This window comes from Streptomyces sp. NPDC057623 (assembly GCF_042800355.1).
In the GTDB taxonomy this organism is placed as follows: Bacteria; Actinomycetota; Actinomycetes; order Streptomycetales; family Streptomycetaceae; genus Streptomyces.
This window is the reverse complement of record NZ_JBHVGZ010000046.1, coordinates 1-25,367: the sequence shown is the minus strand read 5'-3', so window position 1 is coordinate 25,367 and position 25,367 is coordinate 1. Positions and strand designations below refer to the sequence as shown.

General features: G+C 70.7%; 24 protein-coding genes and 1 pseudogene. 15 read left to right on the top strand and 10 right to left on the bottom strand.

Annotation, left to right across the window (positions count from 1 at the left end; genetic code table 11):
- Window positions 1–34 precede the first annotated feature (34 nt).
- On the bottom strand, window positions 35–1,231 hold the full coding sequence (locus tag ACFU95_RS34125) for a PP2C family protein-serine/threonine phosphatase (protein ID WP_383835851.1): 1,197 nt from the start codon (window positions 1,229–1,231) through the stop codon (window positions 35–37).
- A gap of 109 nt (window positions 1,232–1,340) precedes the next feature.
- On the opposite strand from ACFU95_RS34125, the gene ACFU95_RS34120 reads away from it, so the two are divergent.
- Complete coding sequence (locus ACFU95_RS34120) at window positions 1,341–1,805, top strand: hypothetical protein (RefSeq protein ID WP_383835848.1); 465 nt, start codon at window positions 1,341–1,343, stop codon at window positions 1,803–1,805.
- Between the two features lie 190 nt (window positions 1,806–1,995).
- On the top strand, window positions 1,996–2,922 hold the full coding sequence (locus ACFU95_RS34115; protein WP_383836025.1) for a hypothetical protein: 927 nt from the start codon (window positions 1,996–1,998) through the stop codon (window positions 2,920–2,922).
- Here the strand turns inward: ACFU95_RS34115 and ACFU95_RS34110 are convergent.
- On the bottom strand, window positions 2,825–4,159 hold the full coding sequence (locus ACFU95_RS34110; RefSeq protein WP_383836022.1) for a PLP-dependent aminotransferase family protein: 1,335 nt from the start codon (window positions 4,157–4,159) through the stop codon (window positions 2,825–2,827). The two genes, ACFU95_RS34115 and ACFU95_RS34110, sit on opposite strands and share 98 nt — an antisense overlap.
- Window positions 4,160–4,256: 97 nt before the next feature.
- Here ACFU95_RS34110 and ACFU95_RS34105 point away from each other — a divergent pair, with 97 nt between their 5' ends.
- Window positions 4,257–5,054, top strand: a complete 798-nt coding sequence (locus ACFU95_RS34105; protein WP_383835845.1) for an alpha/beta fold hydrolase — start codon at window positions 4,257–4,259, stop codon at window positions 5,052–5,054.
- 195 nt (window positions 5,055–5,249) lie between these two features.
- Here the strand turns inward: ACFU95_RS34105 and ACFU95_RS34100 are convergent, their stop codons facing one another.
- The 3 genes from ACFU95_RS34100 to ACFU95_RS34090 are packed head-to-tail and all read right to left on the bottom strand — an operon-like array spanning window position 5,250 to window position 7,207.
- Window positions 5,250–5,735 (bottom strand): hypothetical protein, encoded by a 486-nt coding sequence (locus ACFU95_RS34100; protein ID WP_383835842.1) that lies wholly within the window; start codon window positions 5,733–5,735, stop codon window positions 5,250–5,252.
- A gap of 18 nt (window positions 5,736–5,753) precedes the next feature.
- Window positions 5,754–5,933, bottom strand: coding sequence for a hypothetical protein (locus tag ACFU95_RS34095; protein WP_383835839.1), 180 nt, complete (start codon window positions 5,931–5,933; stop codon window positions 5,754–5,756).
- Window positions 5,934–5,959: 26 nt separating this feature from the next.
- Window positions 5,960–7,207 carry a helix-turn-helix domain-containing protein gene (locus ACFU95_RS34090; protein ID WP_383835837.1) on the bottom strand — a complete coding sequence of 416 codons (1,248 nt, stop codon included), beginning with the start codon at window positions 7,205–7,207 and terminating at the stop codon, window positions 5,960–5,962.
- Between the two features lie 466 nt (window positions 7,208–7,673).
- Between ACFU95_RS34090 and ACFU95_RS34085 the strand changes: the two genes are divergently transcribed.
- The 7 genes from ACFU95_RS34085 (at window position 7,674) to ACFU95_RS34055 (ending at window position 13,725) form a co-directional block, all read left to right on the top strand.
- Window positions 7,674–8,099: a DUF6415 family natural product biosynthesis protein gene (locus ACFU95_RS34085; RefSeq protein WP_383835834.1), complete on the top strand. Its 426-nt coding sequence runs from the start codon at window positions 7,674–7,676 to the stop codon at window positions 8,097–8,099.
- Window positions 8,100–8,560: 461 nt separating this feature from the next.
- Window positions 8,561–8,689 (top strand): hypothetical protein, encoded by a 129-nt coding sequence (locus tag ACFU95_RS34080; RefSeq protein ID WP_383835831.1) that lies wholly within the window; start codon window positions 8,561–8,563, stop codon window positions 8,687–8,689.
- Window positions 8,690–8,782: 93 nt separating this feature from the next.
- Window positions 8,783–9,031, top strand: a complete 249-nt coding sequence (locus ACFU95_RS34075; RefSeq protein ID WP_383835828.1) for a DUF397 domain-containing protein — start codon at window positions 8,783–8,785, stop codon at window positions 9,029–9,031.
- A gap of 72 nt (window positions 9,032–9,103) precedes the next feature.
- Complete coding sequence (locus ACFU95_RS34070; RefSeq protein ID WP_383835825.1) at window positions 9,104–9,625, top strand: hypothetical protein; 522 nt, start codon at window positions 9,104–9,106, stop codon at window positions 9,623–9,625.
- A 19-nt stretch (window positions 9,626–9,644) separates the two neighbouring features.
- Window positions 9,645–10,541 (top strand): JmjC domain-containing protein, encoded by an 897-nt coding sequence (locus ACFU95_RS34065; protein WP_383835822.1) that lies wholly within the window; start codon window positions 9,645–9,647, stop codon window positions 10,539–10,541.
- A 161-nt stretch (window positions 10,542–10,702) separates the two neighbouring features.
- Complete coding sequence (locus ACFU95_RS34060) at window positions 10,703–11,716, top strand: endonuclease/exonuclease/phosphatase family protein (protein WP_383835819.1); 1,014 nt, start codon at window positions 10,703–10,705, stop codon at window positions 11,714–11,716.
- A gap of 50 nt (window positions 11,717–11,766) precedes the next feature.
- Entirely contained in the window at window positions 11,767–13,725 is a 1,959-nt protein-coding gene (locus ACFU95_RS34055) for an FUSC family protein (RefSeq protein ID WP_383835815.1), read from the top strand.
- A 194-nt stretch (window positions 13,726–13,919) separates the two neighbouring features.
- Here ACFU95_RS34055 and snpA read toward each other — a convergent pair whose 3' ends face one another.
- On the bottom strand, window positions 13,920–14,561 hold the full coding sequence (gene snpA / locus ACFU95_RS34050) for a snapalysin (RefSeq protein WP_383835812.1): 642 nt from the start codon (window positions 14,559–14,561) through the stop codon (window positions 13,920–13,922).
- 178 nt (window positions 14,562–14,739) lie between these two features.
- Between snpA and ACFU95_RS34045 the strand changes: the two genes are divergently transcribed.
- Complete coding sequence (locus ACFU95_RS34045; protein WP_383835809.1) at window positions 14,740–15,684, top strand: LysR substrate-binding domain-containing protein; 945 nt, start codon at window positions 14,740–14,742, stop codon at window positions 15,682–15,684.
- Between the two features lie 28 nt (window positions 15,685–15,712).
- On the opposite strand, the gene ACFU95_RS34040 is transcribed toward ACFU95_RS34045, so the two are convergent.
- Window positions 15,713–17,785: a PhoX family protein gene (locus tag ACFU95_RS34040; RefSeq protein WP_383835806.1), complete on the bottom strand. Its 2,073-nt coding sequence runs from the start codon at window positions 17,783–17,785 to the stop codon at window positions 15,713–15,715.
- Window positions 17,786–18,062: 277 nt separating this feature from the next.
- Between ACFU95_RS34040 and ACFU95_RS34035 the strand changes: the two genes are divergently transcribed.
- From ACFU95_RS34035 to ACFU95_RS34025, 3 genes are all read left to right on the top strand, one after another.
- Window positions 18,063–19,748 (top strand): VWA domain-containing protein, encoded by a 1,686-nt coding sequence (locus ACFU95_RS34035; protein WP_383835803.1) that lies wholly within the window; start codon window positions 18,063–18,065, stop codon window positions 19,746–19,748.
- Between the two features lie 171 nt (window positions 19,749–19,919).
- Complete coding sequence (metG, locus tag ACFU95_RS34030; protein WP_383835800.1) at window positions 19,920–21,635, top strand: methionine--tRNA ligase; 1,716 nt, start codon at window positions 19,920–19,922, stop codon at window positions 21,633–21,635.
- A gap of 71 nt (window positions 21,636–21,706) precedes the next feature.
- On the top strand, window positions 21,707–23,158 hold the full coding sequence (locus ACFU95_RS34025) for an ATP-binding protein (protein WP_383835797.1): 1,452 nt from the start codon (window positions 21,707–21,709) through the stop codon (window positions 23,156–23,158).
- A gap of 202 nt (window positions 23,159–23,360) precedes the next feature.
- On the opposite strand, the gene ACFU95_RS34020 is transcribed toward ACFU95_RS34025, so the two are convergent.
- Genes ACFU95_RS34020 through ACFU95_RS34010 form a run of 3 tightly spaced genes read right to left on the bottom strand, consistent with a single transcriptional unit; the run spans window position 23,361 to window position 24,673 of the window.
- Entirely contained in the window at window positions 23,361–23,582 is a 222-nt protein-coding gene (locus ACFU95_RS34020; protein ID WP_383835794.1) for a DUF397 domain-containing protein, read from the bottom strand.
- A gap of 6 nt (window positions 23,583–23,588) precedes the next feature.
- Window positions 23,589–23,801 carry a DUF397 domain-containing protein gene (locus ACFU95_RS34015; RefSeq protein WP_383835791.1) on the bottom strand — a complete coding sequence of 71 codons (213 nt, stop codon included), beginning with the start codon at window positions 23,799–23,801 and terminating at the stop codon, window positions 23,589–23,591.
- Entirely contained in the window at window positions 23,798–24,673 is an 876-nt protein-coding gene (locus ACFU95_RS34010; RefSeq protein WP_383835789.1) for a helix-turn-helix domain-containing protein, read from the bottom strand. Before ACFU95_RS34010 ends, ACFU95_RS34015 begins: the two co-directional genes overlap by 4 nt.
- Before the next feature lie 143 nt (window positions 24,674–24,816).
- Between ACFU95_RS34010 and ACFU95_RS34005 the strand changes: the two are divergent.
- A pseudogene (locus ACFU95_RS34005) lies at window positions 24,817–25,292 on the top strand (ATP-binding protein).
- Window positions 25,293–25,367: the final 75 nt, after the last annotated feature.

Sequence of the window (25,367 nt, the reverse complement as noted above, 5' to 3'; positions counted from 1 at the left end):
AGCACCGTAACCGCTGCGGCTGCAAAGCGGGATCTCAGGACTCTTTACGCCCGATTCCGTCCGTATTCCCCACACCAGTTCTCCTCCGCCGCACCGCGAACACCGTCGTGTCGTCGGCCAGATGCCCGTCGCAGTGGCGCAACGTGCCGTCCCGCACGAAGGCGACCAGTCGCCGGGGCTGGGCGAGGTCAGAGTCGGCGGCGACGGCGGCGGCGACCTCGCCGGCGAGCGGGTAGAAGACGTCGTCGTCGTTGCGGGCCTCGGTCACGCCGTCCGTGGTCAGGAGCAGGGTCTCGCCGGGACGGAGGGGCACCCGGTGCACGGGCGGCGGGCCGTCGGCGGGGTCGAGTTCGCCGAGACCGAGGGGAAGGCCGTGGCCGGGCGGCAGGGACCGTACGCCGTCGGGGCCGACGACGAGCGGGCACTCGTGGCCGAGGACCACGGCGTCCAGCGCGTCCTGCTCGCCCTCGGGGAAGCCGAGCAGCACGGCGGTGGCGAACCGGTCGCCGTCCTGGCTGCCGAGGGCCTTGCGCATACGGATCTGCCGCTGCATGCGCACCTCCAGGCGCTCGGCGACCGTCGTCAGGTCCGGCTCGTGGTAGCCGGCCTCCCGGAACGTGCCGAGCAGCGCGGCCGCCGCCTCCACCGCCGCCAGCCCCTTGCCCTGGACGTCGCCGAGGATGACGCGGGTGCCGTACAGGCCGGTCTGGATGTCGTAGAAGTCGCCGCCGACCCTGGCCTCGCTGTCGGCGGCGAGATACACGGCCGCGTGGTCGAGGCCGCCCCAGCCCGGTGGCAGCGGGCGCAGCACGGTGCGGCGGATGGTCTCGGCGACGTCCCGCATGTGCACCATCCGCTGCTCACCGCGGACCCGGACCACACAGGCCAGCGTGGCGAGGACACCGCCGATGCCGGCGAGGACGAGGTCGGGGAGGCCGGCCTGGTACTCGTGCGGCAGGGCGGCGTCCGCGGCGAGGTAGGTGGCGGGCGCGAGCACCGCGAACGCGGCCGTCCCCCACACCCCGCAGATCGCGGCGGCGATACCGGGCACCAGCACGATCCAGGACAGGATCCGGAAGTCGCTGCTGGTCCTGAAGTCGACCGCCACGATGCCGATGAGCAGCAGCAGCGGCGGCACCCAGGCGACACTGCGACCGCGTACGCGCAGCAGCTCCGGCCGGCGGGCGCCCTCGCCCCGCGGGCCGGCCTCCCCGCCGCTGACGGCCCTCATGGGCCTCAGCCAAACACGCCGTTCAGCGAGCCGCATCCGGGTGCCGACTTGCCTGCGGCCCGCTTCAGGTGTGCCCTGGATGGCGGGGCGAGGAGAGAGGAGTGCTCTCATGGCTCATGCGGCACCCGCGCCCGGCAGGCGGGCGGTGACGGCGAGACCGGGCACGGCCGGCACCAGGGGCCTGCCCGATGTGTTCAGTGCGCGCACCCACCGCGTGATGAGCGTGGCCGTACCGGTCGTCCTCGGTCTCGTCTACGGCTACTGGGCCGCGGCGAACCGGCGCTCCGGCGGCGAGATCACGGGCTGGAACCTGCTCTTCGGCTTCGTCACCGCGATCGCTTTCATGGTGCTCTACGTCGCCGTGCGGTACGTCGCCGCACGCATGATCCGCGAGGTCCACGCCATCATGTGGGGCGCCTTCGGGGGCGGCACGTTCGGGTTCCTGTACAGCCAGACCGACGCGTCGGTCCTGAGGTCCTCGCTGATGGGGCTGGCGATCGGCGCGGTCTGCTTCGTCGTGCTGTTCTACCGCTACTACACGCACGAGGACGCCCAGGGACACCGTCTCGCCTGACGTGCACGGGTCGGCCCCGGCTGCCGATGGCGCCGGGGCCGGCCCGTTCCCCTTCATCCCTTCATCCACCCGTGCTCCTGTGATCCATGAGACACCCGTTCGGGTGAACGCTCCACCGGAGAGCGGAATCGTGCGGCCGTATGCAGGCACATCACTGGCGTCCACGCCCCGGTGATCCTTGCCTGAGAGGGTGCTCACCCGGCTGCGGAACGCCCTGTCGGCAGCGCTGATCGCGCTGTCGTGCCTCCTCGTGCCGTTCGGCGCGCTCGCGGCATGGGTGACGTACGGGCTGGCGGACACCGGGCGCTATCTCACCGCGATGGCGCCGCTGGCCGCCGATCCGGCCGTGCAGGGCGCGGTCGCGGACACGGTCGGGGCCGGGATCATGCGGGAGATCGACCACCGGATGGACGCGGCCCCGGCGTCCCCCACGTCGCCCGAGCCGGGCACCGTGCGGCCCTTCGCGCAGGACGCGGTGCGTTCCTTCACCCGGACCGATGCCTTCCGGACGGCGTGGGAAGCGGGCAACAGGGTGGTCCACGACGCCGTGCTGAGCGCTCTCCAGGACGGTCGCGAGCGGGCGGTCACCGTCGACCTCGCCCCCGTCACCGCCCAGATCAAGCGCCGGCTCACCCGGGACCACGTGCCGTTGGCGCACCACATCCCGGTCGAGCACACCGAGGTCGCGCTGCTCCCGGCCCATGAGGTGCACCGCCTGCGGAAGGGGTACGAGGCGCTCGAAGTCGCCGGCTTCTGGCTGCCCGTCTCGGCGGCGGTGCTCGCCTCGGCCGGCATCGCGATCGCCGCCTGCCGCCGCCGCGCGGTCACGGCCACCGCACTGGGCGCGGCCCTCGGCGGCGCCTTCCTGCTCCTGGCGGTGGCGATCGGCCGCCGGCTCACCCTGGCCGACCTGCCGGACCCGGCCCACCGCCCGGCCGCGGGCGCGGTCTACGACGCCCTGACGGCGACCCTGCGCGACGTGTCCTGGCTGCTGATCGCCCTCGGCCTGACCGTCGCCCTCATCTGCCGCCTGACGGGACTTCTCGCACGGCGCCGACGAGCCGGCGCAACGCCCGCCGCAGATCCGGCTCAGGAACCGAGCCGAGCCCGAGCCTGACCGCGTCCGGGGTGCGGTTCGGATCGACCGCGAAGGCGGGCCCCGGTGTCACCGCGATGCCCCGCGCGGCCGCGGCGGCCGTGAAGGTGTCCGCGCGCCAGGGGGCGGGCAGCTCCCACCAGGCGTGATAGGCGCGCGGGTCGGACCGGACGGTGAACCCGCGCAGCTCCTGCGCGGCGATCCGCTGCCGGCGCGCCGCGTCCGCCCGCTTCGCCGTGACCAGCCGCTCCACCGTCCCGTCCCCGATCCACCGCACGGCCGCCGCCAGCGCGAACCGCCCCGCGCTCCACCCACCGGAGCGGACGGCCGCCGCCACCGCCTCGACGCGTTCCTCCGGTACGACGACGAAGCCGACGGTGAGGCCGGGCGCGACGCGCTTGGAGAGGCCGTCGACGACATGGGTGAGGCCGGGCGCGTGGACGGCGAGGGGGTCGTCGTCCGTGAGGAAGGACCAGATGCGGTCCTCGACGACGGGGATGTTCAAGTCGGCTGCCGCGCACGCCAGTCGGCGTCTGCGTGCGGGGCTCGTCGTCACCGACGTCGGGTTGTGCAGGGTCGGCTGGAGGTAGAGCGCGGCCAGGGGCGCCGTGCGGTGGGCGGCGGCGACGGACTCCGGGCGCGGGCCCTCCTCGTCGCCGGCCAGCGGCACCAGGGTGATGCCCAGCCGGGCGGCGATCTCCTTGACCACGGGGTAGGTCAGCGCCTCGACGCCGAGCCGGCCGCCGGGCCGGACCAGGGAGGCGAGGGTGGCGGCGACGGCCTGGCGGGCGTTGCCGGTGAACACGAGGCGGCCCGGGGCGGGGCGCCAGCCCGGGGTGGCGAGGAGGGCGGCCGCCGCCTGACGGGCCTCGGGCGTGCCGGTGGCCGCGGCCGGTTGCAGGGCCTCGGCCAGGACATCGGGGCGCAGCAGCGGGGCGAGGGCCGGGGCGAGGAGCTCCGACTGGCCGGGCGCGCAGGGGTAGTTGAGCTCCAGGTTGACCGGCGCCGCGGTCGCGGCCTCGACCAGCGCGCGCTCACCCGATCCCGTCGGCGCGGCCCGCACGAAGGTCCCGCGGCCGACCTCGCCGACGACCAGACCCCTCCGTACGAGTTCGGCGTACACCCGGCCCGCCGTGGACCCGGCGATCCCGCGCCGCCGTGCGAACACCCGCTGCGGGGGCAGCCGTTCACCGGGCTTGAGCCGCCCGGCGGCGATGTCGTCGGCCATGCGGTCGGCGAGACGCCGGTAGTCGTCCATCCGGTTCACGAACTCCCCCAGACACAGGTCCCCCGGATTGCACCGAGAGCAAAGATCTTATTGCACCGAGCAGTTGGGCCGATCTAGGGTCGTCCACATGAGCCCCTTCCTCGCATACGAGGACAAAGGCGTCGACACTTCCGCGACCCCCCTTGTCCTGGTCCACGGCCACCCCTTCGACCGCACGATGTGGGCCCCGCAGATCGAGACCTTCTCCGCCACCCGCCGCGTCATCGCCCCCGACCTGCGCGGCTACGGCGCCTCCCCGGTCGTCCCGGGCCTCACCCCGCTCTCCGTCTTCGCCCGGGACATCGAGGCCCTGCTGGACGACCTGAAGGTGGACACCTTCGTCCTCGCCGGCCTCTCGATGGGCGGCCAGATCGCCATGGAGTGCTACGCCCGCTTCCCCGGCCGCGTCCGGGGCCTGGTCCTCGCCGACACCTTCCCTGCGGCGGAGACGGCGGAGGGCAAGCGGACGCGCGGCGCCATGGCGGACCGGCTCCTGCGCGAGGGAATGCGCGGATACGCCGACGAGGTACTGGAGAAGATGGTCGCGCCCTACGCCGACGCCCAGGTCAAGGCACACGTCCACCGCATGATGACGTCCACCCCGCCCGAGGGCGCCGCGGCGGCCCTGCGCGGTCGCGCCGAGCGCCCCGACTACCGCGACCTGCTGACCCGGGTCACGGTCCCCGCCCTGGTCGTCGTCGGCGCCGACGACGCCTACACCCCGGTGTCCGACGCGGAGGCGATGCACGCGGCCCTCCCGGACTCGACCCTGCGGGTGATCGAGGGGGCGGCCCACATGCCGAACCTGGAGCGGGCGGGGGAGTTCGACGAGGCGCTGGGGGAGTTTTTGGCGCGCGTCGACGACGACCGACACAGAGTACGGTGACGCACACGCCCGAAAGGCTGCCCGTCCACCCCGTCCGCCGTGGGCAGAGCGGCGACAGCCAAAGGACCGTGCCCCCCACGAGAGCCGACACCATCCTCCCCTAGCCGAGCGTTTCGCCAAGCTTCTGGCCACAGCCAGTTGATCACTGTGTTGCGACGACCCTTGGATTGCGCCTGGGCGGGAGGGGGCCTTCCGTCATACCCGGCGTGCAGCCCCGGCGGGCCAGACGACATCGACGGGCAGGCCGGCGTCGCGCGCTTCCAGGATGGTGTCCGCGGTGCCGCCGCCCTTGGGACTCGGGGGCGAGCCGTTCCACACCGCGACCAAGCGCTCGGCCCGCTTCAGCAGCGTCCTGTTCGCGTCTTCGTACGCAGAGCGGTTCGCGGTCTCGTGCTCCAGCACCATGACTTCGGTTGCGGCGGCCAGGAGTCGGTCAAAGGTCTCTTCGTGGTCGGGTTTGACCTTGTTCTGCCGGTAGTCCTTCGACGGAATCACCACGACGAGACGGCCACCGAGCTCGATGACGACCTCAGCGAAGATCGAGTCGGAACCTTTCGCAATGCACGAGACACCAGTCAGGTCGTCGGCGTACGGCTTCAGCGTCTCCCGCAGGGCGTCATGCACGAGGGGCACGCTGGCCTCGTTCAGGTCCATGTGCCCAGTGACGGCGATCGTGGTCACGTTGCTCTCCTTGCTCTTTCAGCTCGACAGGACTTCGCGGATTCTCGCCCGCGCCTCGCCGACCGTACGCGTTGCCGAGCGGCCCACGGTGTACGGGTACAGCTGGGCGAGCTGCGTACGGACGCGGTTTGACTGGGTCTGCCCGGCCGCGTCAGCGGCGTGGTGGGTGTACTCGACAGCGCTGGTGAGGTCGCCCATCAGGAAGTGGCACTCGGCCAGGCCGATCAGGTCGAGGGCGTAGCTTCGGCCCGCCTCGGTGCCGCGAATCGCCAGGGCACCAAGGATGCTGGTTGCGGCGGCTTCAGCGTGCTGTTGCGGATCTTCGCGGGCCAAGTCAAGCAGGCGGCCGCCGGTGACTCCGGCCAACTCGGCGTCGCCGAAGTAGGAGATCCAGTATGGACCTTTCGCCGGGTCGTCGGCATCGGCGAGGGCTTCGGTCGCCTCTTTGGTGGCGCGTGTGTGAAGGCTGCGGCGCGCCCCATAGCTGCATAGGCCCAAGCCTCCCGGGTGTGCAGCATGGCATGCAGTCGGGGCCCGGCAGTCTTCCTTGCGCCCTTCTGCGCAAGGTGGACGAGCTCGAGGGCGTCCTGCGGACGATCCCGGTAGAGCATCTGCCGAGCCATGCCTGCCAGCACGTTGGCGCCGAACGCGGCGGCGCCACCTGCATGTGCCGCGCGCAGCGCCAGCATGTAGTAGTTCTGGGCTCGCCGCTGAAGCCCCGAGTCCCAGGCCATCGTCGCGGCCGTGCCGCTGAGGTAGGCCATGACCCGGAACAAGCCACGCTCGATGTCTGCTGCCTGGTGCTCTTCGAGATGGCCCGCAACCTCGTTGAGCTGCCCGACCACAGCCTTCCGGCGCAGGCCTCCGCCGAACTGGTGGTCCCACGCGCGAAAGGCGCGTGCCGTCGTTTCGAGCTCCCGGACTTCCCGTCGCCCGAGACGGCCCCGGGGACGCTCGGGTTCACGGGCTGATGCGGGCTCACCGAGCCAGCTTTCCAGGGGATCGAGCAGGGCTGCCCCGGACAGGGCGGCGCCTGCCAGGGCGCGCGTGGCAGCGCGACGGTCCATCACGAGATCGCTCCTGGTCAGGTCTGCTGCCAGGCCTACCGTGGCCACGGGTTCCCAGTGGGCGTGAGCGGATGTCCGCATGGTCGGCGGCGCTGGCAGGTCCGGGGCTGCGGGCTGTCTCTCCCAGGGCCGGTCGGCGAGCCCGACCATGCGCCCGGGGATACGGAGCCCGTCGGCGATGCGGCAGATCACTTCGAAGCTGGTTACCTGCGTCTGCCCGCTGATGATCGTGGAGACCTTGCCGGGCGTCAGTTGGCAGGCCACCGCAATGCGGTTCTGGGACAGGCCGCCCCACTTCTTGATGAGGGAGAAGGCCGCGGAGAAGTCGTGCTCTGCCAGGGCTCGCTTCACGTCGTCTCGTTCGAGGACCTCGGGAGCGAGCGGGCCGGGGGTGGTGGCATCCATGGGGCCAACTTCCGGTGTGATCGTATGCGCTTCGTTGCGCCGTTCCGGGCAGGGAACGAGTGTCTTACCGCCTCGGTAACACCTGCCGGTTATACCGGAGTTGCACGCCAGCGACGAACCTCGATGCATGACAGATCAGGCCCCGGCGACCGCGCGAACGGTCCCGGGGATGGCCAACGCTCGAACCCGAGAGGGAGCGTCGACATGCCGAAGGTTAAGGCTCTGGCACGGCCGAGGGTCAAGATGACGATCCGCGTGTACACCGTGACGCGGGAAGGCATCGTCACGACGGACAGCGGTACTGAGAACGTTCGGGATTCGGAGTGGAAGCCGCCGATACAGGACTCGTACCCGGCATGCAAATGCCCGCGTTGTCACGCTGAGCAGGCGGTGGGCCAGTGAAGGCCACCCGCGCCGAAGCAGAGAACCAAGTCGTCGGCAGCGGTTCGATGCGCTCCGCGGCCACATGGTTCATCGCCCAGTCCGCGCCCCCACCCACGTGGTTATCAAGGGATTTGAGACGGACTTCCGCAGCTTCCTGGACGACCTGCTTGTCCCTCAGATCGCGAAGCTTGTGAGCGGCCGTCCTGAGGGCGCCGTGCCCGCAGCGGCGGCCCAGGCAGGCGTCGACGAGGCTCGTCGACGCCTGGCATTGCCGGAGCGGCCCGGTTCGCTCGGCGAGTTCGAGCGTGTGAAGCGGCTGGCCCGATCCGTCGTGGCCTTGTGCGACCACTGCGACACGCTCGCTGGCATCAGGGTGTGCCGGGCCTGTCACTCGGAGATCAAGGACTATGACGAGGCCCTGCCATCCGACTCGGCCAGTTCCTCCGGAGGATCCCTCAGTGCGGGCTACGTCCATGCCAAGTGCGCCAACAAGGTGCGCCGCGCCTGATGGCAACCGGCCACATCGCCACACAGGGCCCCGCACCAGAGCGAGCAGGGGCCGCATCACCTGCGGCCGGAATGCCGAGGCTCCACCAGCTCAGCCTGAAGCAGCAGATAGCCATCTGCTGCGCACGCTGTGGCCGACACCTCGGAGCGAGCGGCCGCAGGTGGGGCGACCTCCAGCATCGGGTCCACGACAGCACCTTCATCTTCACGCTGTGGGTCTGCGAGAACAGCTGTCAGCCAATCCATCTGGCTCCTAGATGAACGACCACCTGGCGCCGGAGACAAGCGCCCGGCGCCAGCGGTACAGATCCCGATCCGCCCCGGACCGATCAGGAGCGCCCCCGGGGGGGGCGGAGCCTGGATATCTGCCGCCACCAACAAAACTCAGGAAGGGCAGCACTTGCCGAACGGGAGTGGCCCACCGGAGTCTGCTGGCCCGGCCGCGAGCGCGCCAGCCTGCCGATGACCTGTCTCGGGCTGGTCCAGTGGGACGGCCGGCACGTCCCGTTCCTCGCCCGCGCGGACTGCCTCGACCGCCTCATGTACCAGGCCCACCCCTACTTCATGCAGCGGCACCCCGCCGTCGCATGAACTCGCCCTGGCGAACAACGGCAGACCGATCGTCGGGGCGCGTGCACAACGGTGCGGAGACCGCCTCTCCGAGCAGGATCACAGGAGGTCGATATGGCCATCACTCAGAACCTGTACGAACTGTCGGCAGCCGCCGACGCGCCGACCCGGAACTGGTGCGGCGGCAACCTCGGCGGCGACAACGAGACGTGCGTGACGACTGTCCCTCTCGCCGGTACGGCGGACTCGTTCGCCGTCGGTGACTCCAAGCCCGAGGGGGCTGGCCGCGAGCTGCGCATGACCGGTGCGGAGCTCGACTCCTTCGCCCTCAATTGGGCTCGCAGCCGGTGCCTGGCGCTCTAGGCTGACCCGCCCTCCGCACACACACCGCGGGCCGTCCCGCCACCCAGGGGCGGCCCGTCCTGAAGGAGCCTTGTGACCACCACCGCACCCGAACAGCCGAAGCTCACGAGCCAGAATTGGAACGGTCACTGGCACGGCTTCGGCCCCTGGGTCGGAGCCCCTGACCGCTACTCCAAGGAAGGCGGCAGGCGGCCGCCGCACCCGATCATGCCTGACTCCGGCGCGGAGAACGCCACCCGATATCGCGAAGCCGCATCCGAGTTCGCCACTGGCGGGGTGCCCCCGCTGATGTCCGGGCACTGGCTGTTGAAGCAGGGACAGGCCGCCCGTGCCCGCACCTGGACGAACGTTACCGACGCCATCGAATGGCTCCGCCAGCAGTACACGGAAAGCCCGCCGTTCGAGCGGGCCGACGGCCTGCGGGCCTACGTCAGCCTGGAGGTGCAAGTCGCTGGCGCCCTCGACGTCCTGCCAAGGGGAGTCGACATCAGCTGGGTCCACCACACCGGGTCCCAGAACCTGTTCTCCGCCTCGGTCGTGTGTTGCCCGAACCTCTTCCACCCACACCTCGCCTGCCCGCTGCCGCCCTCCTGAACCGTGAGGAGACACCCTCATGTCGCTTCGCTTACTGCTGCCCCCCGAGGGAGTAGCCGACCTCCTGTCCACGTGGCCCGACGAGCCACGCGTGTACGACCGCGGGCGGACCGAGGTGGACAAGGCCATGAGCCTGGACGCCTTCACCGAACTGATCGACACCGGCTGTGTGCCGCCGGGCGAGATCGCCGTCATCAAGGCCGGCCCCTCCAACCGGACCGCGTTCCTGACGAACGGGCGTACCGATGCGGCCAAGCTGCGCCTCCTGGCAAGCCAGGGCTACACCATCCGGCTGGGCAACATACAGCGCTGGCTCCCGGCCTTCCAGCAACTCTCGCAGAGCATCCAGCACGAGACCGGCTACTCGAACTACATGCACGCATTCCTCACCCCCGGGGGCGAGCAAGGACTACTGCACCACTGGGACCAGCAGATGGCCGTCATCGTGCAGGTCTCGGGCCTCAAGACGTGGAACCTGTGGGCGCCTCCGGTCCCGGCTCCCATGCGTGAGTACAACGAGTCCTTTCGCGTGTGGCACGAGGACTTCATCCCGCAGTGGGAGGCGGCAGGACCGGACCTGACGATCGAGTTGATGGCCGGCCAGACGCTGTTGCTGCCCCGGGGCTGGGTCCACAATCCTCACGCCCTGGGCTATGCCGAGCCAAGCCTGCACCTGACCTTCGCCATCAGGGAACGCACCCCGCTCTGGCTCGCCGAACAGCTCCTGGCACGCGCGATCGAGCAGCCGGAATTCCGGCGCGTGATCCTGCCAAACGATCTGGAGGAGCCGGTGCTGGCCGACCGGCTGAGCGAGACCAGGAGCGCGCTCATCACGTTCCTCGGCGAGCTGGACATGGCAGAGGTTGCACGTCTGGTCCGTCGTGCAGCCGTCACGGAGCTGGAGTACACCACCTGACATGACTTGGGTCTACGGAGCGGGAAACATGCCGAACCCTGGAGCGGGCGGGGGGAGCATCGGCGCGCACCGCCGGGACCCCACCCGCGCAACCTTCCCCCCGTGACCCCCGTCTTTGAGGGAGGATTCGGGCATCCCACCCATGATCGGAAGGCCGGGACTTGGACACTGCGGCTGCCGAGTGGACGGCGCACCCGGACGGCAGGCACGGACGACGGGCAGGGCGGCGGTTCGGCGCGTGGGCGGCCGGACTGCTGTTCCTGGCCGTCAGCGTGGTCGTCGGCTGCCGGGCCGCCGACACCGACGGCGTCACCCCCGTCCCGCAGTTCCTCGCCTTCCTGCCGTGGCTGCTCGTGCCGACCGGCCTCGGGCTGCTGCTCGCCGTGGGCGCGCGCTGGTGGTCCGGCGTCGTGTGGGCCGTCGTCCTGCTCGGGCTGCTGGCATGGTTCATCGAGCCGTACGGGAAGACCGGTCAGCCCGGCGGCCGCCCGCTCGCCTCCTTCCGGGTGCTGACGTCGAACGTCGAGTTCGGGCAGGCGACCGACGCCCTCGTCGCCGCCGTCCGCCGCGAACGGCCGGACCTCGTGTTCGTCCAGGAGTGCGAGTACACCTGCGACGCCAGGCTCAGGGAGGCCCTCGGCACCGACTACCCGCACCGGGCGGCACAGGTGGCCGCGGGCTCGGCGGGGTCGGTGATCCTGAGCCGCTTCCCGCTCGCCGCGGCCGAAGCGGTCACCGGCACCATGGCCATGCCCGGCGCCGTCGCCGACGTGCGCGGGCACGCCGTACGGCTCCAGCTCGCGCACCCCATGCCGCCGCTGCCCGGACACGTCGACCTGTGGCGCCGGGAACTGGGCGAGCTGCGGCACTTCGCCGCCGAGAGCGTCGGCAGCGACGGCAGGACCCCCGTCATCCTCGCCGGTGACTTCAACGCTTCCCAGGACCACGCCGCCTTCCGCCGCGTCCTCGACACCGGACTGCGCGACGCCGCCCGGCTCACCGGCCACGGCCGCGACCCCAGCTGGCCGGCCCGCACCACCCCGGCCTTCGGGGCGCAGATCGACCATGTGCTCCTCTCCACCGACCTCTCCGCCCGCACCGCCCGCTTCCTCGACCTGGCGGACACCGACCACCGCGCCCTGCTCGTCGAGGTCACGCTTCACCGGCGCGGATGAGACGGATGAGGCCGACGCCGCGCTGAACAGGGGTGCTCATAATGGGGCGCATGTCCCGCGAGTTCCCCATCGGCCTCACACCTCCCGACTGGCTGGTGCGGAACCTCCGGGCCCAGCCGGCCCCCGTCAACTGGCCGGCCGCGGTCCGCGCCGCGATCGCCATCGCCCTCCCGCTGGCCGTCGGACTGGCCGTCGACCGCCCCTTCTACGGCGCCCTCGCCTCGATGGGCGCCCTCAACGGCGTCATCAGCGACACCGCCGCCGCCTACCGCGTCCGCATCCCCACCATCGCCATCCCCCAGCTCTTCGGCGCCGTCGGCATCACCCTCGGCGCCGCGGTGTACGGGCACGGCTGGGTCGCCGTCGCGGCCGTCACCGGCGTCGCGCTGGTCTCCGGGATGATCTCGACGATCGGCGCGGTCGCCTCCGCGGCGGGCCTGGTGCTGCTGCTGACCTCGGTGGTCGGTGCGGGCCTTCCGATGCCGGGCGCCTGGTGGCTGGCACCGCTGCTGATGTCCGGCGGCGGCCTGCTCGTCCTGCTCCTCGCCCTGCTCGCCTGGCCGCTCAGGTCCGGGGTGCCCGAGCGGGCCGCGGTCGCGGACACCTACCGGACGGTCGCCGAGCTGCTGGCAGCCGGGGGAAGCAGTGACAGCCCCGGCGCCACCCTGGCCTACGACGACGCCCGGCACGCCGTCACGCAGTCCCTGAACCAGTCGTACGACATCATCCTCGCCCACCGCGCCCACCATCACGGCCGCAGTCCCGAACTCACCCGCCTGCTGGCCCAGTTGAACGCCATCACCCCGGTCGTGGAGGCCGCCCCCGCCGCCCGTCTCAGCGGCCGCCCCCTCCCGCCCGAGGTCCCGCAGGCGGTACGGCACCTGGCCTCCGCCGTGGAGACCGGCTACACCGGCCCGACCGGCCTGAAACTCCCCACCCCGACCACCGAAACGGCCCGCGCCGTCGACCATGCCCTGCGGCACGCCGCCGAGGTCGTGGCCAGCCCGGACGTCGACCCGCGCGGCATCGACGACCGCCTGGGCCGCCCGGCCGCGCTGAGCAGCCGCGCCGCCCGCGCCCTGCGCAACGTGACACTCTCCGCCGCCTCCTGGCGCTACGGCCTGCGCCTCGCCCTGTGCATCGGACTGGCCCAGACCCTGGTGTCGATCATCCCGGTCGCCCGCTCCTACTGGGTCGCCCTCACCATCACCTTCGTCCTCAAGCCGGACTTCGGCTCCGTCTTCTCCCGCGCCCTGCTGCGCGCCCTCGGCACGGTCGCCGGGCTGGTGATCGCGGCGGCCGTGCTCTCACAGGTGCCGCGCGGATGGTGGGACGTACCGGTGCTGCTCCTGCTCGCACCCCTGATCCCGGCGCTCACCCCGCGCGGCTACGGCTACCAGACGGCCGCCATCACGCCGGTGATCCTGCTCCTGTCCGACGTCCTGAACCGCCAGGGCACCGCCCTGCTGCTGCCCCGCCTCGTCGACTCCCTCATGGGCTGCGCGATCGCGCTCGTCGCCGGATATCTCCTCTGGCCGGAGAGCTGGCACACCCGGGTCGGCGACCGGCTCGCGGACGCGGTGGAGGACACGGCCCGCTACGTGGAGGGCGCCTTCGGCCCGGACGCCGTCGACCCGCCGGCCCGCGCCCGCATGCGCCGCCGCCTCTACCGCAACCTCTCCGCCATCCGCACCGAGTTCCAGCGCGCCCTGACCGAACCCCCGCCCACCGGCCGGCGGGCGGCTGCCTGGTGGCCCCTGGTGGTCGCCGTGGAACGCATCGTCGACGCGACGACAGCAGCCCGGGTGAGGGTGAAACACGGCTCGGCTCCCCCCTCGGCGGCCGAGGTGACCCAGGTGGCCCTCCAGCTGCGGGAACTGGCGGCGGGCGTACGGGAGGCGGAGACCTTGTACGAGGTCCGCACCGACCTCACCGGCCCGGCGGGCAGCGTCCTGGAGCCTCTACGCCAGGAAGTCGCAGCAGCACGATCAATCGCCTCGCCTCATTAGAGGTTGGGGCGCCTGTTTCAGGGCGCCTGCGCGGCAACGCCCCAGGGGCGCGGGGAACTGCGCGACCAGCCCCCCACAACCCGCAGCCGCCCACAAAGAGAGACCACCCGAGCTGTCAGGCGCCCAAAAAAGCCGGCGCGGCCGCCCCGTGCAGGGGGGCGACCGCGCCATGTGGGGGGTGGAACCGAGAAGCCCTATCGGCCGACCTTCTCCAGCGCCTTGTCCATCGCGGCAGCGAACCCGTTGGCCCACAGCTGGTTCACGCGAGCACGCTCGTTCGCGTCCGGGACGGAGTTCGTGCAGGAGGTACCCGGCCCGCCGCCCGACATCAGCTCACTGCACGGCCCCTCGTAGTGGTCCGGCAGCCCCAGCACATGCCCCGTCTCGTGCGCGGTGACGCGAGTCGAGTCGTACTCCTGGTTCTGCTGGTAGTCGAGGAAGATGTAGCCGTTGCCGTGACCGTCGGTCGAGGCGTAGGAGCCGCGCGAGTCATTGCCCTCGCGGTAGGTGAAGTCGGCGTTCGAGCCCTGCTGGAGCTTGACGTTGGACACAGCACCGTTCCATATCTGGGTGCTGCGGGCTATCTGCGCGCTGAACGTCGGCGCCGCGGAGGCGTCGTAGGTGACGGTGACGGCAGCGGCGCTCGGGTTCGCGGCGCGCTTCTCGGCGACGGACAGCAGGACCGCCTCGAAGAACGCCCGACTGGCGTCGGACTCCGCGGACTTGGCGACGTAGCCGGCGTGGACGGGGGCCGCCGTCGCCGGAGCCGCCGTACCCAGACCGAGGGCCGCGACACTGAGACCTGCTGCTACCGCCGTACGGGCGGTCATGGACATACGCACTGATGACTCCTAGGTGGGGGGTGAGTCGTCAAGGCGAGTGTCGGCGCCTGTGGGGCCGCTGTGATGATGGCAATCGGTGATAGCACGGCCCTATCAGGGCCCCAATTGGCAGGGGTCCGGGGGGTTTTGTGCGGCTGGTGAAACGCGTTGTCGCGCCTTAGTCTCCGAGGGCATGGACCTTGAGGTCAGACACCTCCGCGCGCTGTGCGCCATAGCCGACACCGGCAGTCTGCACCGGGCCGCCCGCCAGCTGGGCGTCGCCCAGCCATCGCTCAGCACGCAACTGCGGCGGATCGAGCAGGAACTGGGCGGCGCGCTGTTCGTGCGCGCGAGATCCGGCTGCCGCCCCACCCCGCTCGGCCGTCTGGTCCTCAGCCGCGCCCGCCCGCTGGTGGCCGATATGCGCGCCCTGGTCGCGGAGGCGCGGGCGGCCGCGGTGGGCGGTCCGCAGTTGCGGGTCGGTTCGACGGCGAGCAAGGCCCTGGCTGGCTGGCTGCGCCGGCTGCGCGGTCACGGCCAGGACCCGTCCCTCCATATGAACGTCTCCCCGAACGCCCTGCTCCGGATGGTCGCCGACGGCCAGCTGGACGTCGCCTTCGTGCACGAGGTGGAGGGCTCCCCGCTGCGCATCCCACCCGAGCTCCGGCTCCGTGTGCTGATGGAGCGCGAGCCGCAGTTCGTGTCGCTGCCGACCGACCATCCGGCCGCGGCGAAGGCGGAGGTCACCCTCCCCGACCTGGCCGACGACCGCTGGATGGTCGACCCGACGGTGGACGGCGAGTGGGACGCCGTGCAGCGCATGTTCCGCACGGCCGGGGTCAGCCCCCACGTCCTGCACGGCGACTACTACACGGCCGACGCCCTGGTCGCCACCGGCGAGGTCGTCGCCGTCTGCCAGCCGACCCACGCCGACAGCCCCACGATGGCGGTACGGCGCCTGCGCGGCGACCCGCTCGGCGTACGGCTGTTCCTCGCGGCCCGTACGGAGACGGACCTGGACGGCGTCTACCCCGCGCTGGAGGAGGCGTACTGGGAGGCGGCACGGCAGGCACCGGCGTACCGGGAATGGCTGGAACACGACGGCGAGCGGCAGCCGCCGGTCCCAGCACTCCCGTAACGGCACCGACACGGGCACCGACACCGGCTCAGACGCCGATGTCGCAGCCGTCCTTGCGCCAGACGGCGACGACCGCGGGCCGGTTGATCTTCCCCGCTCCGTCGGGCCAGGCGCTCAGCGGCTTCTCGGCCGTCGCGCCGTCGATCTCGCCCGGGTGCTGCACGGAGACGAGCACACGGCGGTCCTGGATGACCGGGCCGCAGGTCTCGGCACCGTTCGGCATCGTCAGGAACTGCTTGAGCTCACCACGCCGTTCACCGCGCGTAGCGACGCCGAAGAGGCCGTCGTGCGAGCCGAGCTGGTTGCCGTCGGTGGAGATCCACAGGTTGCCGTACGAGTCGAAGGCGACGTTGTCCGGGCAGGAGATCGGGGAGACGTCCTCCTTCGGGAACCCGGCGAAGTAGGTGGCCGGGTCCTCCGGGTCGCCCGCCACCAGGAACAGCGTCCAGGCGAACCTCTTGCTGTCGGCGCGGTTCCAGCGCTCGGTCAGCTCCAGGACCTGACCGTGCTTGTTGGCGTTGCGCGGGTTGGCCTCGTCGGTCTTGGCGTTGGACCCGACACCTCGGTTGGTGTTGTTGGTGAGGGCGACGTACACCTTGCCGGTGTGCGGGTTGGGCTCGATGTCCTCGGGCCGGTCCATCTTGGTGGCGCCGACCTTGTCCCCGGCCAGACGCGTGAACACGAACACCTCGTCCGCGGTCATCCCCTCGACGTGCGAGACGGCACCGTCGGCGGTCGCGGTGGCCAGCGGGATCCACTCACCGCTGCCGTCGAACTCTCCGTCGGCGGGAAGCTTGCCGCTCCCGTCGATCTCGATGGCGGGCGAGTCACCGGTGAGCTTGGCGACGTAGAGCGTCCCCTCGTCGAGCAGCGAGAGGTTGTGCTCGCGCACGGCCCGGCTCGACCCCTTCTTCATCCGCTTGCTGCCGATGAACTTGTAGAAGTAGTCGAAGCGCTCGTCGTCACCGGAGTAGACGACCGGACGCCCGTCCTCGGTCAGCCGGACCGTGGCCCCCTCGTGCTTGAAGCGGCCGAGTGCGGTGCGCTTGCGCGGCTTGGAGGTGGGGTCGTAGGGGTCGAGCTCGACGACGAACCCGAACCGGTGCGACTCGTTCGGCTCCTGGGCGACGTCGAACCGCTTGTCGAACCGCTCCCACTTGCGCTCGGTCGCCCCGGTCCCGAGCCCGTACCGCTTGTCCGTGGCCCGCGTGGCATTGGCGAAGTACTGGTTGAAGTTCTCCTCGCCGTGCAGCGTGGTGCCCCACGGGGTGACACCGCCGGAGCAGTTGTTGAGCGTGCCGAGGGCCTTGGTGCCGGTGGGGTCGGCGGAGGTCTTCAGCAGGTCGGAGCCGGCGGCGGGGCCGGTGATCCTGAACTCGCTGGTGGCGGTGACCCGCCGGTTCAGCGGGTGCCGGGATACGGCGGTGAGCCTCCCGCTCCCGCGGTCCCCCTCCACCACGACGGCGGAGAGTCCGTGCGCGGCCCAGGCGACCTCGACCTGCTGCCTGGTCGGGTTGGCGGCGTCGTACCCACGGAACATGAGCACTTCGTCGGTGTACTCGTGATTGGCGACGAGGATCTGCCGGTTCCGCTCGCCCGGCAGCGGAAGCAGGGCGAGGAAGTCGTTGTTGTACCCGAACTGCTGGGCCTGGGCCTCGCCGCTCTGGTTCTCCGGGTCGAAGGCGGGCGCACCGCGCAGGATGGGCTCGCCCCAGCGGATGACGATGTTCTGCGCGTAGCCGCCCGGGACGGTCACGGTGTCGGCGGTGTTCGGCGCGACGGGGCTGAAGCGCAGACCGCGGGCACCCCGGGAGGACCCGGTCCTTTCGGACACGGCGGCGGCCTCGGCGGCGTCCGCCTTCGGCGCGGCCACGGTGACGGTGCCGCTCACGGCGGCGGCCGCGGTGACGACGGCGGCGGCGCGCAGCGTCGTGCGGCGGCTGACGGCCTCGGCGATGACGTCACCTACGTACGGGTTCGTGGTGGTGTTGGGCACCTCGTGGAAACAGGCGTCACCACAGCGGAACCGGCAGGTCAGGGCGGCCCGCCCGCCCGGGTGCGAGTCGCTGTTCGTCCTGATGATCGGCAACGGAATGCGCATGGTGTCTCGTTCTCCCCTTTACTTCCCCTTGAATGCAGCGTGGGGGACGCTAGGGGCACGTTTGTGCGGGAGCGGGGCGACCGCGTGAACTACAGGTGAACCAGAGGTAGCTGTACCGAAGTTGGGCCTCCGCCCGGACTCGGCGCGATGCAGCCCTTGACGGACGAGGGGCTTCGGTGTCAGCCCCTCCCCAAGATCGCCATCTGGGGCCGCTAACCTTACGTGTCCGTCCTGGCCAGGGATCTACGGGCATCAACTCACGCGAAGGGTTGCGCACATGGGCATTCTCACTCTCCTGCGGAATGCGTTCGGCCGGTCACGCAAGGGGCGTACCGCCGAAGCAGAGGGTGCGACTCCCGCGCCGGAACCGCAGGTGACCGTCCCGTCACCGTCCCCGGAACCGCAGCCGGTCGCTACCGCGCAGGTGCCGGAACCGCGGGTACCGGACGCGACAGAGGACTCCGAGGGAACCGCAAAGTCCAACAAGTCAGACAAGTCGGACGGCAGCGAGCACGAGCTGGTCTCGGCCGCCTTCAACAACGTCACGGTGCCCGCACCGGCAGAACCGGTGGAGACCCGCGAGGAGACGCCGGTCGCCGAGGAGGCCGTGGCTGAGACGCCGGTCGCCGAGGAGGCCGTGGCTGAGACGCCGGTCGCCGAGGAGGCCGTGGCGGAGACGCCGGTCGCCGAGGAGGCCGTGGCGGAGACGCCTGCTGCTGAGGAAGCCGTGGCGGAGACGCCTGCCGCCGAGGAAGCCGTGGCGGAGACGCCTGCCGCTGAGGAAGCCGTGGCGGAGACGCCTGCCGCCGAGGAGACGTCGGCTGCCGACGAAGCCGTCGCGGAGACGCCGGTCGCGGAGGAGCCCGTCGCCGCAGAGGTGGTCGCCGAGGAGACGCCTGCTGCTGAGGAGCCGGTCACCGAGACCCCGGTCGCCGACGAGCCGGTGGCCGAGGAGCCTGTCTCCGAGACGCCGGCTGCCGAAGAGGACGTCACGGCAGAGCCCGTCGCCGAGGAGCCGGTCGCCGGGACGCCTGCTGCTGAGGAGCCCGTCACGGCGGAGCCCGTCGCCGAGACCCCGGCTGCCGAAGAGCCCGTCACGGCGGAGCCCGTCGTCGAGGAGCCGGTGGCCGACCAGCCCGCGCCGGTGGCGGCGGCCGAAGCCCCTGCCCCCGAGCCCGAGGCGACGGCCGAGGTCACGCCCGAGCCCGAGCCGACCGCACCGGAGCCGAAGCCGAAGCCGGTCGCGGCGCACGACGAAGCCGCAGCCGAGGTCGAAGCCGAAGCCGAGGTCACAGCACCAGCCGCACCCACCGACGCGGCCCCCGCCGCCGCGCTCCCCCCGGGCCTGCTCACCGCGTACAAGTCCGCCGGCACCGCGCTCGACAAGCTCGGCCTCACCGGCACCCGGGCCAAGGTCTACCTCGTCCTCGACCGCTCCGCCTCCATGCGTCCGTACTACAAGGACGGCTCCGCCCAGGCCCTCGGCGACCAGACCCTCGCGCTCGCCGCCCACCTCGACCCCGAGGCCACGGTCCACGTCGTCTTCTTCTCCACGGAGCTCGACGGCACCGGCGAGCTCACCCTCGCCGAGCACGAGAACAAGATCGACGAGCTGCACGCGAGCCTCGGCCGCATGGGTCGGACCAGCTACCACGCCGCCGTGGAGGCCGTGCTCGCGAACCACGGCAAGGAAGCCCCCGGCACCCCCGCCCTGGTCGTCTTCCAGACCGACGGCGCCCCGGACGCGAAGACCCCCGCCACCCAGGCCCTGACCGACGCGGCGAAGAAGCACCCGGAGGTCTTCTTCTCCTTCGTCGCCTTCGGTGACCCGGAGAACAAGGCCTTCGACTACCTCCGCAAGCTGAAGCTGGCCAACACGTCCCACTTCCTGGCCGGCGAGGCCCCGAAGGAGCTCACGGACGCGGAGATCTACGAGGGCATCCTGGCCACCTGGCGCCCGTAACCCCGAAAGCCTCGAACCGCCTCGCACCACCCACGAAGATCACACCCGGGCCGCCCCTTCCCACCCCGTAAAACGGGAAGCGGGCGGCCCACCCATGTCGGCTACGATTTCAAGGTTCGCAAAGCACCAAGAAAACCAACCGGACCGACCCGACCTGGGAGCAGCCCCGCGATGGCTCGACACCTCATCACCAGCGCCCTTCCGTACATCAACGGAATCAAGCACCTGGGCAACATGGTGGGGTCCATGCTCCCGGCCGACGTGTACTCCCGGTACCTCCGCCAGCGCGGCCACGAGGTCCTCTACATCTGCGCCACGGACGAGCACGGCACCCCGGCCGAGCTGGCGGCGAAGGAGCAGGGCCTGCCCGTGGCGGACTTCTGCGCCCAGGCGCACGACGCGCAGAAGGCGGTCTACGACGGCTTCGCGCTGGCCTTCGACTACTTCGGCCGGAGTTCCTCCCCGCAGAACGTCGAGATCACCCAGCACTTCGCCCGCAAGCTCCACGAGAACGGCTTCATCGAGGAGCGGGCGATCCGCCAGGTGTACTCGCCCGCCGACGGCCGCTTCCTCCCGGACCGCTATGTCGAGGGCACCTGCCCCCACTGCGGCTACGACAAGGCCCGCGGCGACCAGTGCGAGAACTGCACCCGTGTCCTCGACCCCACCGATCTGATCAACCCCCGCTCCGCGATCTCCGGCTCCACGGACCTGGAGGTCCGCGAGACCAAGCACCTCTTCCTCCTCCAGTCCAAGCTCCAGAACGAGGTCGGGGAGTGGGTCGCCCGCCACGACGGCGTGTGGCCGCACCTGGCCTCCTCCATCGCCCACAAGTGGCTGACCGAGGGCCTGCACGACCGCGCGATCACCCGTGACCTGGACTGGGGCGTCCCCGTCCCGGCGGACACCTGGCCGGAGCTGGCGGCCGAGGGCAAGGTCTTCTACGTCTGGTTCGACGCCCCGATCGAGTACCTCGGCGCGACCAAGGAGTGGTCCGACCTGGACCCGGAGAACCGCGACTGGAAGTCGTGGTGGTACGACGTCGACACCGACGTCCGCTACACCCAGTTCATGGCGAAGGACAACGTCCCCTTCCACACCGTGATGTTCCCGGCCACCGAACTCGGCATCCGCGAGCCGTGGAAGAAGGTCGACTTCGTCAAGGCCTTCAACTGGCTGACGTACTACGGCGGAAAGTTCTCCACCTCCCAGAAGCGCGGCGTCTTCACCGACCAGGCCCTGGAGATCCTCCCCGCCGACTACTGGCGCTACTTCCTGATCGCCAACGCCCCCGAGTCGGACGACTCGTCCTTCACCTGGGAACACTTCACCGCCACGGTGAACAAGGACCTCGCCGACACCCTCGGCAACTTCGTCAACCGCGTCCTGTCCTTCTCCAAGAAGCGGTTCGGCGAGGAAGTCCCCGCGGGCGCCGAGGCCGGCGAGGCGGAGGCGAAGCTGGGCGAGCAGATCGCCGAGCTGCTCGCCGAGTACGAGCAGCACATGGAGGCCCTCCAGTTCCGCAAGGCGGCCGCCGCCCTGCGCGCCCTGTGGTCCGCGGGCAACTCCTACCTGGAGGAGAAGGCCCCCTGGCTGGAGATCAAGACCGACAAGGACGGCGCCGCCCTCACCCTGCGTACGGCGATGAACCTGATCCACCTCTACGCGGTGGTCTCGGAGCCGTTCATCCCGTCGTCGGCGGCCGCCATGCGCCGGGCGTTCTCCCTCAAGGGCGACACGGCGACCTGGGTGAGCGCGGCCGAGGCCCGCGCCCTCACCGCCGTCCCCGCCGGCACCCCCTTCACCGTCCCCCCGGTCCTCTTCGCCAAGCTGACCGACGAGGACCTGGAGAACTACAAGGAGCGCTTCGGCGGCGACCCCGCATAGCAGCGACCCCGCATGGCATCTCCTATGTAGAATGAATCTACGTAAAGTGGAGCTACATTCCGGAGTCCCCCGTGCCCACTCCTTTCGTAGGCCGTCGCACCGAGCTGGCCCTGCTGCAGAAGCGGCTGGACCGGGTCGGGTCACAGGGGGTGGGCAGCGCGGTTGCCCTGCGAGGCAGGCGGCAGGTCGGGAAGTCGCGGCTGGTGCAGGAGTTCTGCAACCGTGCGGAGCTGCCGTATGTCTTCTTCACGGCGACCAAGGGTGCGTCCGCTCTGGAAGGCATCGCCGACTTCATGACGGAGCTGCGCGAGTCCTCGCTCCCGGCGGACCCGGAGCTCGTGCCCAAGGCCGCTCCCCTCAACTGGCCCGACGCCTTCCGAGCCCTCGCCTCCGCGCTCCCCGCCACACCCTGCATCGTCGTACTCGACGAACTGCCCTGGCTCGCCGAGCAGGACCCCGTGTTCGACGGAGCACTCCAGACCGCCTGGGACCGGCTGCTGGCCACCCGTCCGGTGCTCCTGCTCCTACTTGGCAGCGATCTGCACATGATGGAGCGGCTCACCGCCTACGACAGGCCCTTCTACGGCCGCGCCGACAGCCTCGTCCTGGGCCCGCTCAATCCGGCCGAGGTGGGAGAGGCACTGGGGCTGGACGCGGCGGACGCCATCGACGCGCACCTCGTCTCCGGCGGCCTGCCCGGCATCCTGCGCGCCTGGCCGCACGGCACCCCGGCGCTCGACTTCGTCAAGGCGGAGTGCGCCGACCCGGCCTCGCCGCTCTTCGGTGTCCCCGAAGCAACCCTCATGGCCGAGTTCCCCGCCCCGGACCAGGCGCGACGTGTCCTGGAGGCGGTGGGCAGCGGCGACCGTACACACGCCAACATCGCGGCAACGGCAGGCAGCCAGAGCGGAGCTCTGCCGTCCGGAGTGCTGTCGCCTCTCCTGCGCCGTCTCACCGACGAGAAACGGGTCCTGGCCTCAGATCAACCTCTCTCCACCAAGCCCGGCAAGCCCGCCCTCCACCGCATCTCCGACACCAGCCTGCGCCTCTATCTCGCCGCCACGCGCTCCGCGCAGGAACTCTCCAGGCGAGGCCGCTCCGACGCCGCCTATCGGGTGGTGGAACGCCGGTGGACCGCCTGGCGAGGCCGGGCCGTCGAACCGCTCGTCCGAGAGGCGCTCGAACTCGCCGCCGTCTGCGAGGACTTCCCCTGGCCCGGCACGGAAGTCGTCGGAGGCTGGTGGAACCGCCGGTTCTCACCGGAGATCGACCTGGTCGGCAGCGATCGTGCCCCCGTGGCCGGGACCGTGTTCTTCGCGGGTTCCGTGAAGTGGCTGGCCACCCCTTTCGACCAGGGCGACCTGACCGCCCTCGCCCAGGGGTCCGCCGAGATCCCCGGATTCGCCGCGGACCCGGCGAGCCTGGCCGTCGTTTCCCTGTCCGGTACGACGGCCGCGGTGGCGGCCGGCGGAGTCGGACTGGTGTGGGGGCCACGGGATGTGGTCTCCGCGTGGCAGCCGTGACACCTGCCGGCCACGAGGGTTGGTGATACCGCAGCCGGGCAAAGGGGAGTTACCCATGCTGCTGATTCGGACGAGTGGGGGGCGATCGCGGCGCCGGGAGAGACCCGGCCTGAAACGGCTTCGGTTCTGCTCAACCGCCCCTGAAAGACCGCAGCCCCCATCAGGTCCTGAAAGTCGATCTAACGCACGAGCCCGACTGAACCTAACTCCTGAGGCAGTTGCCGGACGCATACATCACGAAGTCCGACCACGTCTCCGGGGCGAAGCCCAGGCGGGGACCCCGAGCGTTCTTGGAGTCGCGGATGTGGATGGTGCCGGGGGTGGCGGCGACCTCGACACAGGAGTCGCCGTCGGGACCGCTGCTGTAGCTGCTCTTGAACCACGCCAGCTCGGAGGCGTCACCGGCGGAGACCTTGCGGATCACGTTTTCTCAGCTCCCCGAGGCGTACGCCACAAAGTCCGCCCAAGCCCCCGACGCCAGCGCGAGACGCGGGCTGGCGTCGCGGTACTTGGAGTCGCGGACGTGGATGGTGCCGGAGGTGGTGGCGACCTCAACGCAAGAGTTGCCGTCGCCGCTGCTGCTGTAGCTGCTCTTGAACCACGCCAGCGTGGAGCCGTCCCTGGTGATGGGGTTGCCGCTCATGTTTCTCCAAGCATCTGCTCGATGAGAGCCCGCGACTCTCGGGGCGTGAGCGCCTGGGCCCGGATCATGCTATAGCGCAGATCAAGGATGCGGATCTGCTTCGGATCGGTCACGGGCCGACCGTTGAACGCCCCCTCAGAACGCCCTACAGCCGTACCGTCAGAGAACTTCAGCACCTCGATCAGGCCGCCCGTGCCGAAGTGGTCCTCGACGTCTGTTGGCATCACCTGGATCGACACGTTCCGCAACCTTCCCAGCTCCAGCAGACGTTCAAGCTGCTGACGCCACACCATTCTGCCCCCGTTCGGCCGCCGGAGCGTCGCCTCTTCCTGGACGAAGCTGAGCGTCGGCGCAGGTGACCGCTCGAAGATCGAACGGCGAGCCATGCGCGCGGCCACCATGCGCTCCGTCTCCTCGTCCGAGTAGGCGGGAAGCCACACACCGAAGAGCGCCCTCATGTGCTCCTCGGTCTGCAACAAACCTGCGATGTTGCTGTTCTCGTACACCCCGATCTCGACGGCCCGCGCCTCCATCTGGGCCAGATCCCGCACCTTCTTCGGATACCGGACCTTCTTCACGTCCTCCCAAGCCGCCGAGACAAGCCCATCCGCCTCCAACACCCCGTCGGCCTTGTCCAAATACTCCTGCCGAGGAATCCGCTTCCCGCCCTCGATCTTGTAGACGAGATCCTCGCCGTACCCGACAGCCTTCGCGAACTCGGGCACCCGCATCCCCACCGCCTCCCGCCGCAGCCTCAACTGCCGCCCCACGGTCGCGATGACGGCCACACCCCAGTCATCGTCCGGATCCACCTCCCAACCCGGCTCGTCCGCCTCGCTCCTGAGCCGTCCAACCTCCGCGTCCACCGACATCCCGCACCCCTCCGTCGTACGACCGTGCCGCAACGCCCCTACCCGCACGCCTTCTGGACAGCCTGGACACCTCTGGACAAGCCCTGGACAGTCGCTCTACGTACCGGCGTCATCACTCATCACGGTAGGCGCGTTCGGCCACGCTGAGTGACGTGATTCAGAACTTCAGCATCCTGCTGTCCCCCACCCCACCCCGCGCGGCGCCCGCCTCGCCCGTCTGCTCGCCACCGAGCAACTCCGCACCTGGGGCGCCCCATTGGACCCGGCGAGGCTCGTCGTCGCCGAACTGGCGAACAACGCGGCCACCCACGGCCGCGTCCCCGGCAGAAGCTTCCAGCTCCTGCTGTACGTGGTCGGCGAAACCCTCCGTATCGAAGTCACCGACACACGCGGTGACCGACTCCCGGACCCCCAGCCCACCGCCCCCGAGCGCGAAGTCGGCCGCGGCTTGACCCTCGTAGCCGCCCTCGCCGACCGCTGGGGAGTGGCCCCGGGCCTGCCCCCACGCAAGACGGTCTGGGCCGAACTCCGACTCCCCGCCCGACCCCACGGGTCACCGAAGCCTGACGCCCCATACTCCGGTCCGACCTGCGCTCCCTTTGACTTCTCCCCCTCCTGAAGGAGGGGGATTCTTACGGCTCGCGCCGTGAGGGTTTCTGCTTCGTCGCCGACTGCCCGCCCGGAGTTCTCCGTT

What these genes read in the sequence shown, in the direction of transcription:
- ACFU95_RS34095 (WP_383835839.1), bottom strand. Translation starts at nt 5,933, where the DNA reads ATGGGCGACCTCACCAGCGCTGTCGAGTACACCCACCACGCCGCTGAC.
- ACFU95_RS34045 (WP_383835809.1), top strand. Translation starts at nt 14,740, where the DNA reads ATGGACCTTGAGGTCAGACACCTCCGCGCGCTGTGCGCCATAGCCGAC.
- ACFU95_RS34040 (WP_383835806.1), bottom strand. Translation starts at nt 17,785, where the DNA reads ATGCGCATTCCGTTGCCGATCATCAGGACGAACAGCGACTCGCACCCG.
- ACFU95_RS34125 (WP_383835851.1), bottom strand. Translation starts at nt 1,231, where the DNA reads ATGAGGGCCGTCAGCGGCGGGGAGGCCGGCCCGCGGGGCGAGGGCGCC.
- metG (WP_383835800.1), top strand. Translation starts at nt 19,920, where the DNA reads ATGGCTCGACACCTCATCACCAGCGCCCTTCCGTACATCAACGGAATC.
- ACFU95_RS34010 (WP_383835789.1), bottom strand. Translation starts at nt 24,673, where the DNA reads ATGTCGGTGGACGCGGAGGTTGGACGGCTCAGGAGCGAGGCGGACGAG.
- ACFU95_RS34075 (WP_383835828.1), top strand. Translation starts at nt 8,783, where the DNA reads ATGGCCATCACTCAGAACCTGTACGAACTGTCGGCAGCCGCCGACGCG.
- ACFU95_RS34015 (WP_383835791.1), bottom strand. Translation starts at nt 23,801, where the DNA reads ATGAGCGGCAACCCCATCACCAGGGACGGCTCCACGCTGGCGTGGTTC.
- ACFU95_RS34090 (WP_383835837.1), bottom strand. Translation starts at nt 7,207, where the DNA reads ATGGATGCCACCACCCCCGGCCCGCTCGCTCCCGAGGTCCTCGAACGA.
- ACFU95_RS34065 (WP_383835822.1), top strand. Translation starts at nt 9,645, where the DNA reads ATGTCGCTTCGCTTACTGCTGCCCCCCGAGGGAGTAGCCGACCTCCTG.
- snpA (WP_383835812.1), bottom strand. Translation starts at nt 14,561, where the DNA reads ATGTCCATGACCGCCCGTACGGCGGTAGCAGCAGGTCTCAGTGTCGCG.
- ACFU95_RS34085 (WP_383835834.1), top strand. Translation starts at nt 7,674, where the DNA reads ATGGTTCATCGCCCAGTCCGCGCCCCCACCCACGTGGTTATCAAGGGA.
- ACFU95_RS34055 (WP_383835815.1), top strand. Translation starts at nt 11,767, where the DNA reads ATGTCCCGCGAGTTCCCCATCGGCCTCACACCTCCCGACTGGCTGGTG.
- ACFU95_RS34080 (WP_383835831.1), top strand. Translation starts at nt 8,561, where the DNA reads ATGACCTGTCTCGGGCTGGTCCAGTGGGACGGCCGGCACGTCCCGTTC.
- ACFU95_RS34105 (WP_383835845.1), top strand. Translation starts at nt 4,257, where the DNA reads ATGAGCCCCTTCCTCGCATACGAGGACAAAGGCGTCGACACTTCCGCG.
- ACFU95_RS34110 (WP_383836022.1), bottom strand. Translation starts at nt 4,159, where the DNA reads ATGGACGACTACCGGCGTCTCGCCGACCGCATGGCCGACGACATCGCC.
- ACFU95_RS34120 (WP_383835848.1), top strand. Translation starts at nt 1,341, where the DNA reads ATGGCTCATGCGGCACCCGCGCCCGGCAGGCGGGCGGTGACGGCGAGA.
- ACFU95_RS34035 (WP_383835803.1), top strand. Translation starts at nt 18,063, where the DNA reads ATGGGCATTCTCACTCTCCTGCGGAATGCGTTCGGCCGGTCACGCAAG.